Here is a 12,945-nt window from a genome sequence, read left to right as displayed (position 1 = left end):
GATCCTACCCGGGTGGGTATGACAAACGGAGGCCGACCCCACAAGGGGCCGGCCTCCGTGTCAGGCGTACGCCGCGGCGTACGGCCTCAGATCACTTCTTGAGGTCGAAGCGGTCGTTCTCCATGACCTTGACCCACGCCTTGACGAAGTCGTTGACGAACTTCTCCTTGGCGTCGTCGGCACCGTAGACCTCCGCCAGGGCGCGGAGCTCGGAGTTGGCACCGAAGACCAGGTCGACGCGGGAACCGGTCCAGCCGTTGGAGCTGGTGTAGGTCGCCTCGTCGGCGGACGGGGTCCACTGCTGGTCGTAGTCGAGCAGGTTGACGAAGAAGTCGTTCGTCAGCACGCCCGGGGTCTTGGTGAAGACACCGAGGTCGGAGCCGTCCCAGTTGTTGCCGAGCACGCGCAGGCCGCCGACCAGAACCGTGGCCTCGGGGGCCGAGAGGCCGAGGAGGCTCGCCCGGTCGAGGAACAGGAACTCGGTGGGGAGGTTGAGGAACCCGGAGTCGTAGTTGCGGAAGCCGTCGGCGACCGGCTCGAGCCAGGCGAAGTTGTCGACATCGGTCTGCTCCTGGGTCGCGTCGACGCGGCCGGCGGAGAACGGGACCGTGACGTCCTGGCCCGCGGCCTTGGCGGCCAGCTCGATGCCCACGCCACCGGCGAGGACGAGCACGTCGGCGAAGGAGACACCGGTCGCGGCCGCGATCTCCTCGTACTTCGCGAGGACCGGCTTGAGCTCCTCGGGCTGGTTGACCTTCCACGAGACCTGCGGCTCGAGCCGGATACGACCGCCGTTGGCGCCACCGCGGTGGTCGGACGTACGGTGCGTGGCCGCCGCCTTCCACGCGGTGGAGACCAGCTGCTGCACGCTCAGACCGGACTCGGCGATGGCCGCCTTGGCTGCGGAGATCGCGGCCTCGTCGGTCGCGCCGCCCTCGGCCGGGAGCGGGTCCTGCCAGAGCAGGTCCTCGGCCGGGACCTCGGAGCCGACGTAGCGGCTCTTCGGACCCATGTCGCGGTGGGTCAGCTTGAACCAGGCACGGGCGTACGCGTCAGAGAAGGCCTCCTGGTCGTCCCTGAAGCGGCGCGAGATCTCGTCGAACTCCGGGTCCACGCGCAGCGCCAGGTCGGAGGTGAGCATGCGCGGCTCGCGCTTGCCCTCACCGTGCGCCTCGGGGACCATGTCGGAGCCCGCGCCGTTCTTCGGACGCCACTGCTTGGCGCCAGCAGGCGACTCGAACAGCTCCCACTCGTAGGCGTAGAGGATGTGGAAGAACTCGTTGTCCCAGCGGGTCGGGTGGTAGGTCCAGGTGACCTCGAGGCCCGAGGTGAGTGCGTCCGCGCCGACACCGGTGCCGTGGCCGTTCTTCCAGCCGATGCCCTGGTTCTCCAGCGGCGCGGCCTCCGGGTCGGGGCCGACCAGATCGTCGGGGTGGGCGCCGTGGGTCTTGCCGAAGGTGTGGCCACCGGCGATGAGGGCGACGGTCTCCTCGGAGTTCATCCCCATGCGGCGGAAGGTCTCCTTGATGTCCACCGCGGACTTCATCGGGTCGGGCTCGCCGTTGGGGCCTTCCGGGTTGACGTAGATCAGACCCATCTGGACAGCGGCCAGCGGCGCCTGCAGGTCGCGGTCGCCGGTGTAGCGCTCGTCGTCGAGCCAGACCTTCTCCGGACCCCAGTAGATGTCGTCGTCGGACTCCCAGACGTCCGCGCGACCGCCCGAGAAGCCGAAGGTCTTGAAGCCGCCCTCCTCCATCGCCACGTTGCCCGCCAGAACCATCAGATCGGCCCAGGAGAGGTTCTTGCCGTACTTCTTCTTGACCGGCCACAGCAGACGACGGGCCTTGTCGAGGGAGACGTTGTCCGGCCAGGAGTTGAGCGGCGCGAAACGCTGCTGGCCACGGCCGGCGCCACCGCGACCGTCGTGACTGCGGTAGGTGCCGGCGGCGTGCCACGCCATCCGGACGAAGAGCCCGGCGTAGCTACCGAAGTCAGCCGGCCACCAGTCCTTGGAATCGGTCATGACCGCGGCGATGTCCGCCTTGACGGCAGGCAGGTCCAGGGACTCGAAAGCCTTCGCATAGTCGAAGTCCTCGCCCATCGGGTCGCTCACAGGGGCGTCCTTGGCGAGAATCTTCAGGTTGAGCTTGTTCGGCCACCACTCCTGGTTGGCACTGCCGGCGGTGGGGTGAACGCGGCCTGCGTTCATCACCGGGCACTTGCTCACGGCCTCTTCAGACATGAGATTCCTATCCGTTTCTGATCGGACTGGCTGCTGCCAGACGCTGTGATTCACATGTGTTGCGCCGGCCGATGACAGCTCGGCCGGCGCGGGCTCTACCCCTGGGACAGGCTGCAGTCCGCGCAGGTGCCCCAGTAGATGACCTCGGCCTCATCGACCGTGAAGCCGTTGTCATCAGATGCCGTCAGGCAGGGCGCATGGCCGACAGCGCAGTCGACGTCGGCGATCGCCCCGCAGGAGCGGCAGACCACGTGGTGGTGGTTGTCCCCGACCCGGGTCTCATAACGAGCCACCGAGCCGGACGGCTGGATGCGGCGTACGATCCCGGCCGCCGAGAGGGCGGCGAGGGAGTCGTAGACGGCTTGATGGGAGACGTCCGGAAGCCGCTCGCGCACCGCGCCGAGGATGGTCTCGGTGTCGGCGTGCGCGTTCTCGGTGACGGCCCCCAGAACGGCCACTCGCGGGCGAGTGACGCGCAGGGAGGCACCTCTCAGCAGCTGTTCGTAGTCCGCGTTCCCCACGCCTCAGACACTACGCCAATTCTTGAATGAGTCAAGAAACGGCGAGGAAATTTCTGACGGAAATCAACCCAGTTTCACGGTCTCCGGAGACTCCGGCGCCGGACGGGTCGCGAAGCGGCCCGCCATCAGCGGGATCAGCACGGAGATGGCCAGCGGGATGACGAACATCGAGCGCTCGCCGAAGACCTCGGCGACCGCGGCGATCAGGGAGGCGGCGGCGAGATAGCCGGCGTAGTTGGCGAGGTTGACCCGGGCGATCGCGTCCTCGGCGTTGTCCGGGGAGATGTGCGCGGCGGCGACGAAGGACTGCGGCGGGACCATCGCCAGGCTGCCGCCGAGCACGGCGAAGCCGACGGCCGCCACGCTCCAGTGCGGGGCGACGACGATCAGCACCAGCGCACCGACGCCGACGATGCCGCCGGTCCGGATCACCCGCTCGGGACCGAAGCGGGCGACGAGGCGGTCGCCGGGGAGGCGTACGGCCAAGAGCACCAGCTGGTAGGCGGCGTAGATCGCCGGCGCGACCGCCGCCGCGGCCCCGAGTCCGTCGACGACATAGATCCCGCCCCAGGCGGAGGCCGCCGAGTCGATGAACCACATCGCGAACGTCGGCACCGCGACCAGGAGGAGGGGCAGCCACGGCAGCGGGGGCTTCGGGTGCTGCGTACCGCTGGTCCGTTTCTCCGCCGCGTCGACCGCCTCCGGCGGCAGCAGGAGCCGGAACGTGGCGAGGTTGGCGGCCAGGCCGATGACGGCGATGGGGATCATGTCCAGACCCAGAGGTACGCCGAGGGCGATCGTCGCGGTCGCATAGACGGCGCCGAGGACGGCCGCCGCGCTCCACATCGCGTGGAACCCGTTCATCAGCGGGCGTCCGTACGCGTCCTGGGTGGCCGTGCCCTGCATGTTCATGGAGGCGTCGACGCCACCGAGGAAGAAGCCGTAGACGCCGTTGAGCACCAGCAGCGTCACCATCGTCGGCGCGAAGGCGGGCGCGACCGCGGCCAGCGAGGCCCCGCCGAGCATCAGCGAGAGGGTCGCGGCGCTGCCGATCCTGGTGGCGAGGTGACCCGCGACGACACTGCCGATCGCCCCGACCGCGGTGGTGATGCCGAGCACCACGAACACGTCGCCGGCGCTGAGGTCGAGCTTCGTCGCGATCGACTCGAGCCTGGTGATCAGCGAGGCGAAGGTCAGTCCCTGGATCGCGAAGGCGACGAAGACCGCCATCCGGGCCAGCTGGAGTCGGGTCATGGACGCGAAGTCTGCACCTTCACGTCGCGTTGGTCGAGGGGTCAGTTGCCCTTCAGCAGGCCGTCGAGGATCTTCTCGCCGTCCTTGCCGTCACCCTTGCTCAGGCTGTCGAACTCCTCGCGGAGCTGCTCCATCTCGCGCTTGGCGCTCTCGCCCTTCTCGACGAGGTCGCGGATCTGCTGGATCTGGTCCTCCCACTCCTGGGACTGACCCTCGTCGATGACGTTCCAGCCCTCGAGGTTCTCGCGCCAGCGGTCGAGCCGGTCGAGACGGTTGAGGGTCTTGTTGTCCGCCGTGTCGACGGGCTCGTCGGCGGAGTTGTCGGTGTTGTCCGAGTTGTCGGTGTTGTCCGCGGTGTTGGAGTTGTCGGAGCTCTGGGACGGCTGGGCCTCGGCGGGAGAGGGCTCGTAGGCGGCCAGCCAGGAGGCGGCGAAGACGCACGCGATCACGATCGCGACCGCGCCGAGGAGGCGGCCGGTCGGGAACTTCCGCAGCGACCTCGGGCGCGGCCCGCGGACCGGAGGCGGGGTGCCAGGGCTGGGCAGGACGCCGGTGCGGGAGTTGGCCAGCGCCATCGGCTCGTCGAGCGGGCGCGGCGCCATCGCCTGGGTCGGCCGCGGCGCCTGCCCGGCGGAGAGCCGGTCGGTGGCGTCGGGGTCGGCTCCGCTGAGGACATAGCCGAGCTCGTGACCGACCTGGTCCATCGAGGGCCGGGCGGCCGGGTTCTTGTCGAGCATCCGGGTGACCAGCCGCGCCAGGGGCGCGGGCACCGCCCGGAAGTCGGTGATGCGCGGCACCGGCTCGCTGAGGTGCATGTGCAGGATCTTGACCGGGTGCGGCGCGGAGTAGGGCACCTTGCCGGTGAGCATCTCGAAGAGCACGCAGCCCAGCGAGTAGACGTCGGCGGGCGGCCCGACCGGGTCGCCGGAGGCCTGCTCGGGCGAGAGGTAGGACGGGCTGCCGATCACGTGGCCAGTCTGGGTCAGCCCGGCGTCGACCCCCGTCATGGCGTACGCGATGCCGAAGTCGAGCACGGTCAGCCGGCCGTCACCGTCGAACATGAGGTTGGCCGGCTTGATGTCGCGGTGCACCACACCGACCCGGTGGGCGGCGCCGAGCGCACCGGCGACCTGGCGGGTGTATTCGACCGCCATGTCGACCGGCATCGGGCCACGCTGCTGCAGCGGCTCGGCCAAGGTGGGCCCGGGCAGCAGCTCCATCACCAGGAAGACGTCGTTGTCGTCGCTGCCGGCGTCGAAGATCTTGACCACGTCGTCGTGGACGACCCGGGCGGTCGAGAGCGACTCACGGCGGAACCGCTCGGCCATCGTGGGGTCGTCCACGTCCCGCATCAGCTTCACCGCGACATCGCGGTCGAGGACGGTGTCACGCGCCCGCCAGACCTCGCCCATGCCGCCGGCTCCGAGCAAGGTGAGGAGCCGGTAGCGGCCGGCGATCGGGGGAAGCTCGTCCATGCCGGAAATTATGCCGGGGTCACCCAGGAGCCGAAGAGCGGGATACCCTCCCAGGCTCCCCCGCGTGCGACCGCCACCACCGCGTGCGGCCGGTCGAACCTCAGGTCGATCTGCCGCACCGTCGTCTCGCGCGGCGCCGCGGCGGCGGCGCGGACCATCATTCCGGTCACGGCGGCCGCCTTGAAGCCCTCCCGGTCGTAGGACGCGACCGCCTTCTGCACGCAGACGGCCTCCGTCTCCTCCGCGACCGCGGCCATCACTCCGCGGGCGATCTCGGCGACGCCTGGCGCGGCCGACAGGTCGTGACGGTCCTCCGCACTCCACTCCGGGAGGTGGCTGCGCCAGCGGTCGGACGGAGCGCTGCCGAAGGCGGTCACCTCGCGGACCGTCCAGGCGTGCCCGTCCTCCTGGCCGGCATCGAAGGTGCGATCGTGGACCTCACCGGCGTCGATCCTCCGGACGACCTCGTCGGCGGCCCGCCAGACATCGTCGGCGGACACGCCCTCCTCGGCGATCACGGAGTAGACCGAGATGCCGTCCTCGCTCGGCGGGCAGGCGACCGCGACCGCTCCGGCGGCCTCTGTCGCCACCACCGCCTGAAAGCCGCCCTCGAGCACCAGCAGCCCATCCTCGCCCTCCTCCAGCTGCTCGCTCCAGCGCGGCGTCACCACCAGCGCGGAGGCGAGCACGAGCAGCGTCCGGGCATCGATCTCGAGCGGGAACTCCGTGATCAGGCCGCGGGTGTGCGCATCGGCCCACGCGTCGAGCCCGGCCTGGTCCGGGAGCGGGTCGAGCACGATCGGCAGGCCCTTGGTCAGCTCGACACCCGACCGCAGCCAGCCGGCGACCGCCGCCCCGATCGTCGGGTGCGGCGCCTCCAGCAGCGTCAGCGCTGCGGCCCGCGCGTCGGCCTTGTTCAGGCCGAGGATCTCGTCGGTCTCGGCCTCCGACGCGGGTGCCAGCGAGGCGAGGAGCAGCCACAGACCTGCGTACGAGATCACCGGGGACTCGGCGGACCCGAGGGCGGAGCGGGTGGTGGCGGCGTACGTTCGGACCGCCTCGGCGGCCGCGAGGGACAGGGGCGTCTGCGTTCCCGACTTCTCCATGCAGAAGACATTACGGCGGGAGACACCACATGTGAGCCAAGTCACGATACAGTTATGTATCGAGCGAGGAGGCATCATGGCCAAGAAGTCGCGTACAGCAGGGCTGGACCCGGAGACCGAGTTCCAGGAGATCTCGAGGCGTCTGGGGCTCTACGAGTTCCCCTGGGACACGACTCAGGCGCTCAGCTTCGCACTGTTCCGGACCTACGCGGTGCCCTCGATCGGCCGGCTGCTGGCCGACACGCACCAGTTCACCGAGAACACCCAGAAGCGCTACGACGACACCGCGCTGCTGCTGGAGGACGCGGCGATCGAGGACCTGGACAGCCCTCGCGGCCGGGCCGCGGTGCGGCGGATCAACCAGATGCACAAGATGTACGACATCTCCAACGACGACATGGTCTATGTCCTCTCCACGTTCGTGGTGATCCCCCGGCGCTGGAACCAGGAGTTCGGCTGGCGGCAGTCGACCCCCGACGAGCAGCTCGCAGCCCTGCGCTACTACCAGGCGCTCGGGAAGCGGATGGGGATCAAGGACATCCCGGCGACCTATGAGGAGTTCGAGCAGCTCCTCGACTCCTACGAGGCCGAGCACTTCGGGTACGACGAGGGCGGCCGTGCCGTCGCCGACTCGACCCTCGAGCTGCTGACGACCTTCTACCCGCGGCCGTTGGCTCCGCTCATCCGCATCTTCTCGCTGTCGCTGATGGAGCCGCATCTGCTGGAGGCGTTCGGCTATCCCGAGCCCGGGCGGCTTGCCCGGACGCTGTCGCGTGGGTTGCTGAAGGCGCGGGCGCGCGTCGTCGCGCTGCTGCCGGCACGGCGCAAACCCGCGTACGTCCGGGACATGCCGCGCATCAAGAGCTACCCGCACGGGTTCAACACCGAGGACCTCGGCACCTTCGCGCCGGGCTGCCCGGTGCACCGTACGGCCGAGACCGCTTAGCCCGGTTCTCCCCCGCCCGTCACCACGGCTTTACCGGGCACCGCTTCGCTGTTGTCGATCACCCCCATATCGACAGGAGCACGTCCGTGCCTGCCCCCAGCAACACTCCTGATCTCCGCCCTGACCTCCGTGGCGCCCTCCGAGGCCTCGACCGCCGCCGCTTCCTGACCGTCTCGGCCGCCGCGACCGCGTTGGCCTTCACGACCGGCCTGCCACGTACGGGCGCCTTCGCCGCTCCGGCCGGCTCCCCCGCCGACATCACCTCGGACCCGTTCACCCTCGCCGTGGCCTCCGGAGACCCGCTGCCCGACTCGGTGCTGCTGTGGACCCGGCTCGCACCGCTCCCGCTGGAGCCCACCGGCGGGATGCCGCCGTCGCGCTTCGACGTCGGCTGGGAGGTGGCGCGCGACGCCGCCTTCAGACGCGTCGTACGCCGCGGCACCGCTGCCGCGCACACCGAGTTCAACCACTCCGTGCACGCCGAGGTCCGCGGCCTGGACTCGGCGACCGAGTACTTCTACCGCTTCCGGGTGGGCCAGTGGATCAGCCCGGTCGGCCGGACCCGGACCGCCCCGGCCGTGGGGGCCGCGGTGTCGTCGCTGACCTTCGCCCTCGCCTCCTGCCAGCGCTACGACCAGGGCTACTACACGGCGTACAAGCATCTCGCCGGCGAGGACGTGGACGCGGTCTTCCACTTGGGCGACTATCTCTACGAGTACGCCGTGAACGCCACCGCCGGGGCGCGCGCCTACACCGAGCCGCTGCCGGCGCACCTCAACCACGAGACCGTCACGCTGGACGACTACCGGGCGCGCTACGGGCTGTACAAGTCCGACCCGGACCAGATCGCCGCCCACCTGGCGCACCCGTTCATCGTCACCTGGGACGACCACGAGACCGAGAACAACTACGCGGCCGACATCCCGGAGAACTCGGTGCCGCCGGAGGAGTTCCTGGTGCGCCGCGCCGCCGCCTACCGCGCCTACTGGGAGAACCAGCCGCTGCGGCTCCCGCAGCAGCCGTCCGGTCCCGACCTGACGCTCTACCGTCGGCTGCAGTGGGGCCGGCTGGCGCAGTTCGACATCCTCGACACCCGCCAGTACCGCACCAACCAGGCCAACGGCGACGGCTGGAAGGTGCCCTCGGCGGCGTCCGAGGCCGAGTCGATGACACTTCCGGGGAACGAGCAGGAGCAGTGGCTGATCAACGGCTGGCGACGCTCCTCAGCGCTGTGGAACATCGTCCCGCAGCAGGTCACCTTCTCGCGCCGCGACAACCCGTCCGGCGACGGCACCCGCTCGATGGACTCCTGGGACGGCTACCCCGCCTCCCGGCGCCGGATCCTCGAGGGCTGGAAGGCGTCCGAACAGTCGAACCTGATGGTGCTGACCGGTGACGTGCACGTCCACTACGGCCTCGACATCCACGACGACTTCGACGACCCGTCCTCGCGGGTGCTCGGCACCGAGATCGTCACCAGCTCCATCACCTCCGGCGGCAACGGCGCCGAGCACCCCGCCAACTGGGCGGCCTACCTCGAGCGCAACCCGCACATGAAGTTCTACAACGGCCTCCGCGGCTACACCACGATCTCCCTCGACACCGCCGGCGCCGAGATCACCTACAAGAACGTCGCCCAGGTCAGCACCCCCGGCGCTCCGCTCAGCGTCGGTGGGCGCTTCGTCACGGAGTCCGGCCGCCCGGGTCTCGTGGAGGCGTAGGGATTCGTACGTTCTGGCGGCGCCCGCGCCGCTACTCTCAGAGGCGTGACCCGGCCGCGGTACTCCCCTGCTGTCGGGATCGTCGTTGCCACGCAGGCCGCCGTGCTGCTGGCGATGAGCCCTTTCTACGGACCGCATCGGGACGAGCTCTACTTCGTCTCCGCAGGTCAGCGGTTGGCTTGGGGATATCCCGACCAGCCGGTGCTGACCCCGTTCCTGGCGCGGGTCGCGACCGAGATCGCCCCGTACAACCTCGTCGTACTGCGGTTGTGGAGTCTGCTGGCGATGGTCGGACTGGTCCTGCTGGCGGCGGAGTTCACACGGCTGCTCAACGGCGGACGTACGGCGCAGGTGCTGACCGCGGGACTCGTGGCCGTCGGGGTGGTCACGATGACGTTCGGGCACTGGCACTCGACCGCGACGTTCGACGCGCTGGCGTGGACCGCGATCCTGGTGCTGGTGGCCCGGGCGCTGACCGCCGACGGCGGACGGCAGCGGGGGCTGTTCTGGCTGGCGGCCGGGATCGTCGCCGGGATCGGGCTGGAGAACAAGCACTCGGTGGTCTTCCTCCTCGGCGCGATCCTGCTCGGCATCGCGCTCGTTCCGGCGACCCGGCGCAACCTGACCACGCCGTGGCCGTGGTTGGCCGGGATCATCGCGCTGGCCCTGTGGACGCCCAACCTCCTCTGGCAGCTCGAGCACGACTGGCCGGTGCTCGACCTCTCCGAGGACATCCGGGAGGAGTACGGCGGGCTGTCCGGACGGATCGGGTACGTCACCCAGGCGCTGATCCTGCTCAGCCCGGTGATCACGCCGATCTGGATCATCGGTCTGGTCGCGCTCTTCCGGCGACGTGAGTGGGCGCTCTTCCGACCGGTTGCCGTCGCGTTCGTGCTCGTTGCGGGGTTCTTCCTCGTCGCCGGAGGCAAGGGCTACTACCTGGCCGGCCTGTTCCCGCCGCTGGTCGCGGCAGGCTCCGTGGTGGTCGCCGAGCGACTGCGGCCGCGCACCGTCGGCCTTCTCGGCGCCGGCCTGGCCCTGCTGACCATCCCCGCCTGGCCGATCAACCTCCCGGTGCTCCCGGCGAAGACGTACGCCGGCTCCTTCTACACCGCCGCCGGCGAAGACCAGCTGGAGACGATCGGCTGGCCCCAGTACGCCGCCCAGGTCCGCGCCGTCGTCGACGACCTCACGCCGGCCCAGCGGCGTACGGCCGTGGTCTTCACGACCAACTACGGAGAAGCCGGGGCCCTGGAGTGGTACGGCGCGGGGGTCCCCGTCCACAGCGGGCACAACGGCTGGCGGTTCTGGGAGCAGCCGCCGAAGGACGCGACACCGATCGTCGTGGTCGGGTTCGAGGCCCCCGACCGCTTCTTCGACGGCTGCCGCCAGGTCGCCTCACTCCACAACCGCGAAGGTGCCGACAACGAGGAGAACGGCGCCCCGATCCACGTCTGCGACACCCCGACGCGGCCGTGGTCACAGCTCTGGCACTACAGCGCCTGATCTGCGTCGGTTGCTACCAGGGAGACCGTCCCGTCGTGTCCGACAACGGCGAGATCTCGAGGTCCCCGGTCAGGTAGGCCAGGGTCGTGTCGTTGGACAACACCACCCGGCGACCTTCGTCCGTACGCCGCTGCAGCGACCTCAACGTCGTGAGCACCTGCTCCGGGCGGTCGAGGAGCGGGTAGCCGACCCGGACGACGCCCTTGTGCCAGCGCTTCGGAATCACCCGGATCCGGTGACGCCGCGTCACCGTCCATGGCGGCGCATCGCCACGCGCCGTGATCTCGAGGAAGCGGTTCCTCACCGTGATCCCGTTCGGACTCATGACCTGCTCGAACAGGTCGACGCGGAAGTCCGCCCACGCCGCCGAGACCGTCTCGGGGCCGAGCTCGACCCTCAGCACCTCGGGCGTGATCAGCACTGCTCGTCGCAGTCCCAGCGTCGTCGCATGCTCGGCCACGACGACGGCGAAGAAGACCGCGAGGAGCGAGAACAGCAGCCCGATGAACGGATCGCCGGCCCGAAAGCCGAGCCCCGCCGCCAGGCACAGCATCGCCACGAAGCACACCAGCATCAGCTCTCCGCAGATGCCTGGCGCTCGCCTCAGCCGGATCACGATCCCGTCACCGGCAACCCCACCCAGCCGCTCGATCCTGCGCGTGGCGCTCCCGGCTGGACGTACGCCCTTGGTGAGCAGTCCGTGCACACCCGTCAGGAACAACAGGATCCCGAAGCCGGTCCCCAGCAGATAGGGCCCGTACGTACCACCGTCGGCCACCACCGACCCGACACCGATGGCGAGCCCGAGCATGGCGTTGACCACCCCCGTCACCGTCCAAGCAACGCGGCGCACCGTCGCCATCCACGGCGAGCCCAGATCCTCATCCCCGACCACGCCGTAGACCTTAAGGGTCGCCGCTGCGGCCGCGCTCGCAGCTGACGTCATTCCCGGGCGAACGAATTTTCGTTCGCCGTGTGCACGTGGTGCCTCCGGCTCGGGGTATACGTATCTCGTGATGCTGCTCGCGATCATCCTCGTTCTCGGGGCCGTCTGGTCCTTCTTCATCGCCGCACGGCCGGAGGTCGGCTTCTTCCTCGAGGAGGGCTGGAAGTTCCGCGATGCGGAGCCCTCCGACCTCTACCTCGGCGTGACCCGCTTCAGCTCCGCTGCCGTCGGCATCGCCTGCCTCGTGTTCGCCGCGATCCTCGCGTTCGGCGGCCCCGGCGGGGGTTCATCGGACTCGGACGACTCCGCCACAGGTACGGCGAGCTCGGACCCCATCGCTGAAGGCTTTCAGCGAGCGCAGGAGAAGGAGGACGAGGCGGATGCGCGGGCCAAGGAGGAGTGCCAGCGCCTGAAGCCGAAGTTTGAGCAGGCAGTGGAGTGGAACGCCGAGGACAAGGTCGCCAATCCGGATGCCGTGCGATCCCTGGCCGGCACCGAGGGTGCCTCGGTGGAGATCGAGCAGCGCGCGAACGGCGAGGTGGTCACGGTGCGCGGCGGCGAATCAGCGTTCGCGGGCGCTCCCGGGCGAGTCCTCTTCTTCATGACCCCCGAGGGCGCGACCTGCATGCCCTGATCAGAGCCTCAGCCTCCTCGGCGGTGATGTCTCCGATGAGAGCTCGCAGGGTGAGTCCGTCGGAAAGCGCGAGCAGTTCGACGGCGTGTGATCGTGCCTCGGCCTCATCGAGACCGTCAGCTTCCTGGATGTGGCGGGTGCACTCCTCGACACCGACCCGGGTCGCCTCGGCGAGGATCTCGCGCACGGCGGTGTGGGTCATCGCCTTGGCGACGTAGGCGTACCAGACCGTGACGCCGATCCTGCCCGCCTCGGTGGCGGGGATCTGCTGGAGCAGGATGTGGAGGAGGCGGTCCCCGGGAGGGCGGCCTTCGGTGGCCTCGTACTCGATGACGGCCCTCTTGACGAGCAGGTCGATACCGGCGACGACCAGTGCGTCCTTGGTGCCGAAGTAGTGCTGTACGCGCCCCATCGAGACCCCGGCCCGGGCGGCGACGGTCCGCAGGCTGACGCCCTCGATCCCCTGCTCGGCGACGATCTGCCAGAGCCCGGCGACAATCTCGAACCGGCGCTGTTCGTGGTCGACGGCTCTTGGCATGGCGCCCAGGTTAGCAATACAGTCGCATCGCAATAGGTTTCAATGCGATCGCATCG

11 protein-coding genes are annotated in these 12,945 nt (G+C 69.6%); 4 read left to right on the top strand and 7 right to left on the bottom strand.

Going from position 1 to position 12,945, the window contains the following annotated elements:
* Nucleotides 1-91: 91 nt before the first annotated feature.
* From katG to ABTX24_RS12735, 5 genes are all read right to left on the bottom strand, one after another.
* The gene (katG, locus tag ABTX24_RS12755; RefSeq protein ID WP_350840038.1) at nt 92-2,242 is read right to left on the bottom strand and encodes a catalase/peroxidase HPI; all 2,151 of its coding nucleotides are present in this window, start codon (nt 2,240-2,242) and stop codon (nt 92-94) included.
* Nucleotides 2,243-2,337: 95 nt separating this feature from the next.
* Complete coding sequence (locus tag ABTX24_RS12750) at nt 2,338-2,763, bottom strand: Fur family transcriptional regulator (RefSeq protein WP_160028146.1); 426 nt, start codon at nt 2,761-2,763, stop codon at nt 2,338-2,340.
* A 63-nt stretch (nt 2,764-2,826) separates the two neighbouring features.
* Complete coding sequence (locus ABTX24_RS12745) at nt 2,827-4,017, bottom strand: MFS transporter (RefSeq protein WP_350840036.1); 1,191 nt, start codon at nt 4,015-4,017, stop codon at nt 2,827-2,829.
* Between the two features lie 41 nt (nt 4,018-4,058).
* A complete protein-coding gene (locus ABTX24_RS12740) occupies nt 4,059-5,492 on the bottom strand; it encodes a protein kinase domain-containing protein (protein WP_350840034.1) in 1,434 nt (477 codons plus the stop codon).
* 8 nt (nt 5,493-5,500) lie between these two features.
* A complete protein-coding gene (locus tag ABTX24_RS12735) occupies nt 5,501-6,598 on the bottom strand; it encodes a serpin family protein (RefSeq protein WP_350840032.1) in 1,098 nt (365 codons plus the stop codon).
* 76 nt (nt 6,599-6,674) lie between these two features.
* Between ABTX24_RS12735 and ABTX24_RS12730 the strand changes: the two genes are divergently transcribed.
* From ABTX24_RS12730 to ABTX24_RS12720, 3 genes are all read left to right on the top strand, one after another.
* Entirely contained in the window at nt 6,675-7,544 is an 870-nt protein-coding gene (locus tag ABTX24_RS12730; RefSeq protein WP_350840030.1) for an oxygenase MpaB family protein, read from the top strand.
* Nucleotides 7,545-7,630: 86 nt separating this feature from the next.
* On the top strand, nt 7,631-9,265 hold the full coding sequence (locus ABTX24_RS12725; protein WP_350840028.1) for an alkaline phosphatase D family protein: 1,635 nt from the start codon (nt 7,631-7,633) through the stop codon (nt 9,263-9,265).
* Between the two features lie 45 nt (nt 9,266-9,310).
* Nucleotides 9,311-10,771 (top strand): ArnT family glycosyltransferase, encoded by a 1,461-nt coding sequence (locus ABTX24_RS12720; RefSeq protein WP_350840026.1) that lies wholly within the window; start codon nt 9,311-9,313, stop codon nt 10,769-10,771.
* 13 nt (nt 10,772-10,784) lie between these two features.
* Here ABTX24_RS12720 and ABTX24_RS12715 read toward each other — a convergent pair whose 3' ends face one another.
* On the bottom strand, nt 10,785-11,666 hold the full coding sequence (locus tag ABTX24_RS12715; protein ID WP_350840024.1) for a hypothetical protein: 882 nt from the start codon (nt 11,664-11,666) through the stop codon (nt 10,785-10,787).
* Nucleotides 11,667-11,787: 121 nt separating this feature from the next.
* Here ABTX24_RS12715 and ABTX24_RS12710 point away from each other — a divergent pair, with 121 nt between their 5' ends.
* The gene (locus tag ABTX24_RS12710; protein ID WP_350840022.1) at nt 11,788-12,351 is read left to right on the top strand and encodes a DUF6199 family natural product biosynthesis protein; all 564 of its coding nucleotides are present in this window, start codon (nt 11,788-11,790) and stop codon (nt 12,349-12,351) included.
* On the opposite strand, the gene ABTX24_RS12705 is transcribed toward ABTX24_RS12710, so the two are convergent.
* Nucleotides 12,317-12,889 carry a TetR/AcrR family transcriptional regulator gene (locus ABTX24_RS12705; protein ID WP_350840020.1) on the bottom strand — a complete coding sequence of 191 codons (573 nt, stop codon included), beginning with the start codon at nt 12,887-12,889 and terminating at the stop codon, nt 12,317-12,319. The genes ABTX24_RS12710 and ABTX24_RS12705 overlap by 35 nt on opposite strands.
* Nucleotides 12,890-12,945: the final 56 nt, after the last annotated feature.

Origin of the sequence: Nocardioides sp. NPDC127514, assembly GCF_040302125.1 — a bacterium.
GTDB lineage: Bacteria > Actinomycetota > Actinomycetes > Propionibacteriales > Nocardioidaceae > Nocardioides.
This window is presented reverse-complemented; position numbering and strand designations above follow the sequence as displayed.

Excerpts from the sequence above, each read along its gene's own strand:
- katG (WP_350840038.1), bottom strand. The coding sequence starts at position 2,242 with ATGTCTGAAGAGGCCGTGAGCAAGTGCCCGGTGATGAACGCAGGCCGC.
- ABTX24_RS12745 (WP_350840036.1), bottom strand. The coding sequence starts at position 4,017 with ATGACCCGACTCCAGCTGGCCCGGATGGCGGTCTTCGTCGCCTTCGCG.
- ABTX24_RS12740 (WP_350840034.1), bottom strand. The coding sequence starts at position 5,492 with ATGGACGAGCTTCCCCCGATCGCCGGCCGCTACCGGCTCCTCACCTTG.
- ABTX24_RS12735 (WP_350840032.1), bottom strand. The coding sequence starts at position 6,598 with ATGGAGAAGTCGGGAACGCAGACGCCCCTGTCCCTCGCGGCCGCCGAG.
- ABTX24_RS12730 (WP_350840030.1), top strand. The coding sequence starts at position 6,675 with ATGGCCAAGAAGTCGCGTACAGCAGGGCTGGACCCGGAGACCGAGTTC.
- ABTX24_RS12710 (WP_350840022.1), top strand. The coding sequence starts at position 11,788 with ATGCTGCTCGCGATCATCCTCGTTCTCGGGGCCGTCTGGTCCTTCTTC.
- ABTX24_RS12705 (WP_350840020.1), bottom strand. The coding sequence starts at position 12,889 with ATGCCAAGAGCCGTCGACCACGAACAGCGCCGGTTCGAGATTGTCGCC.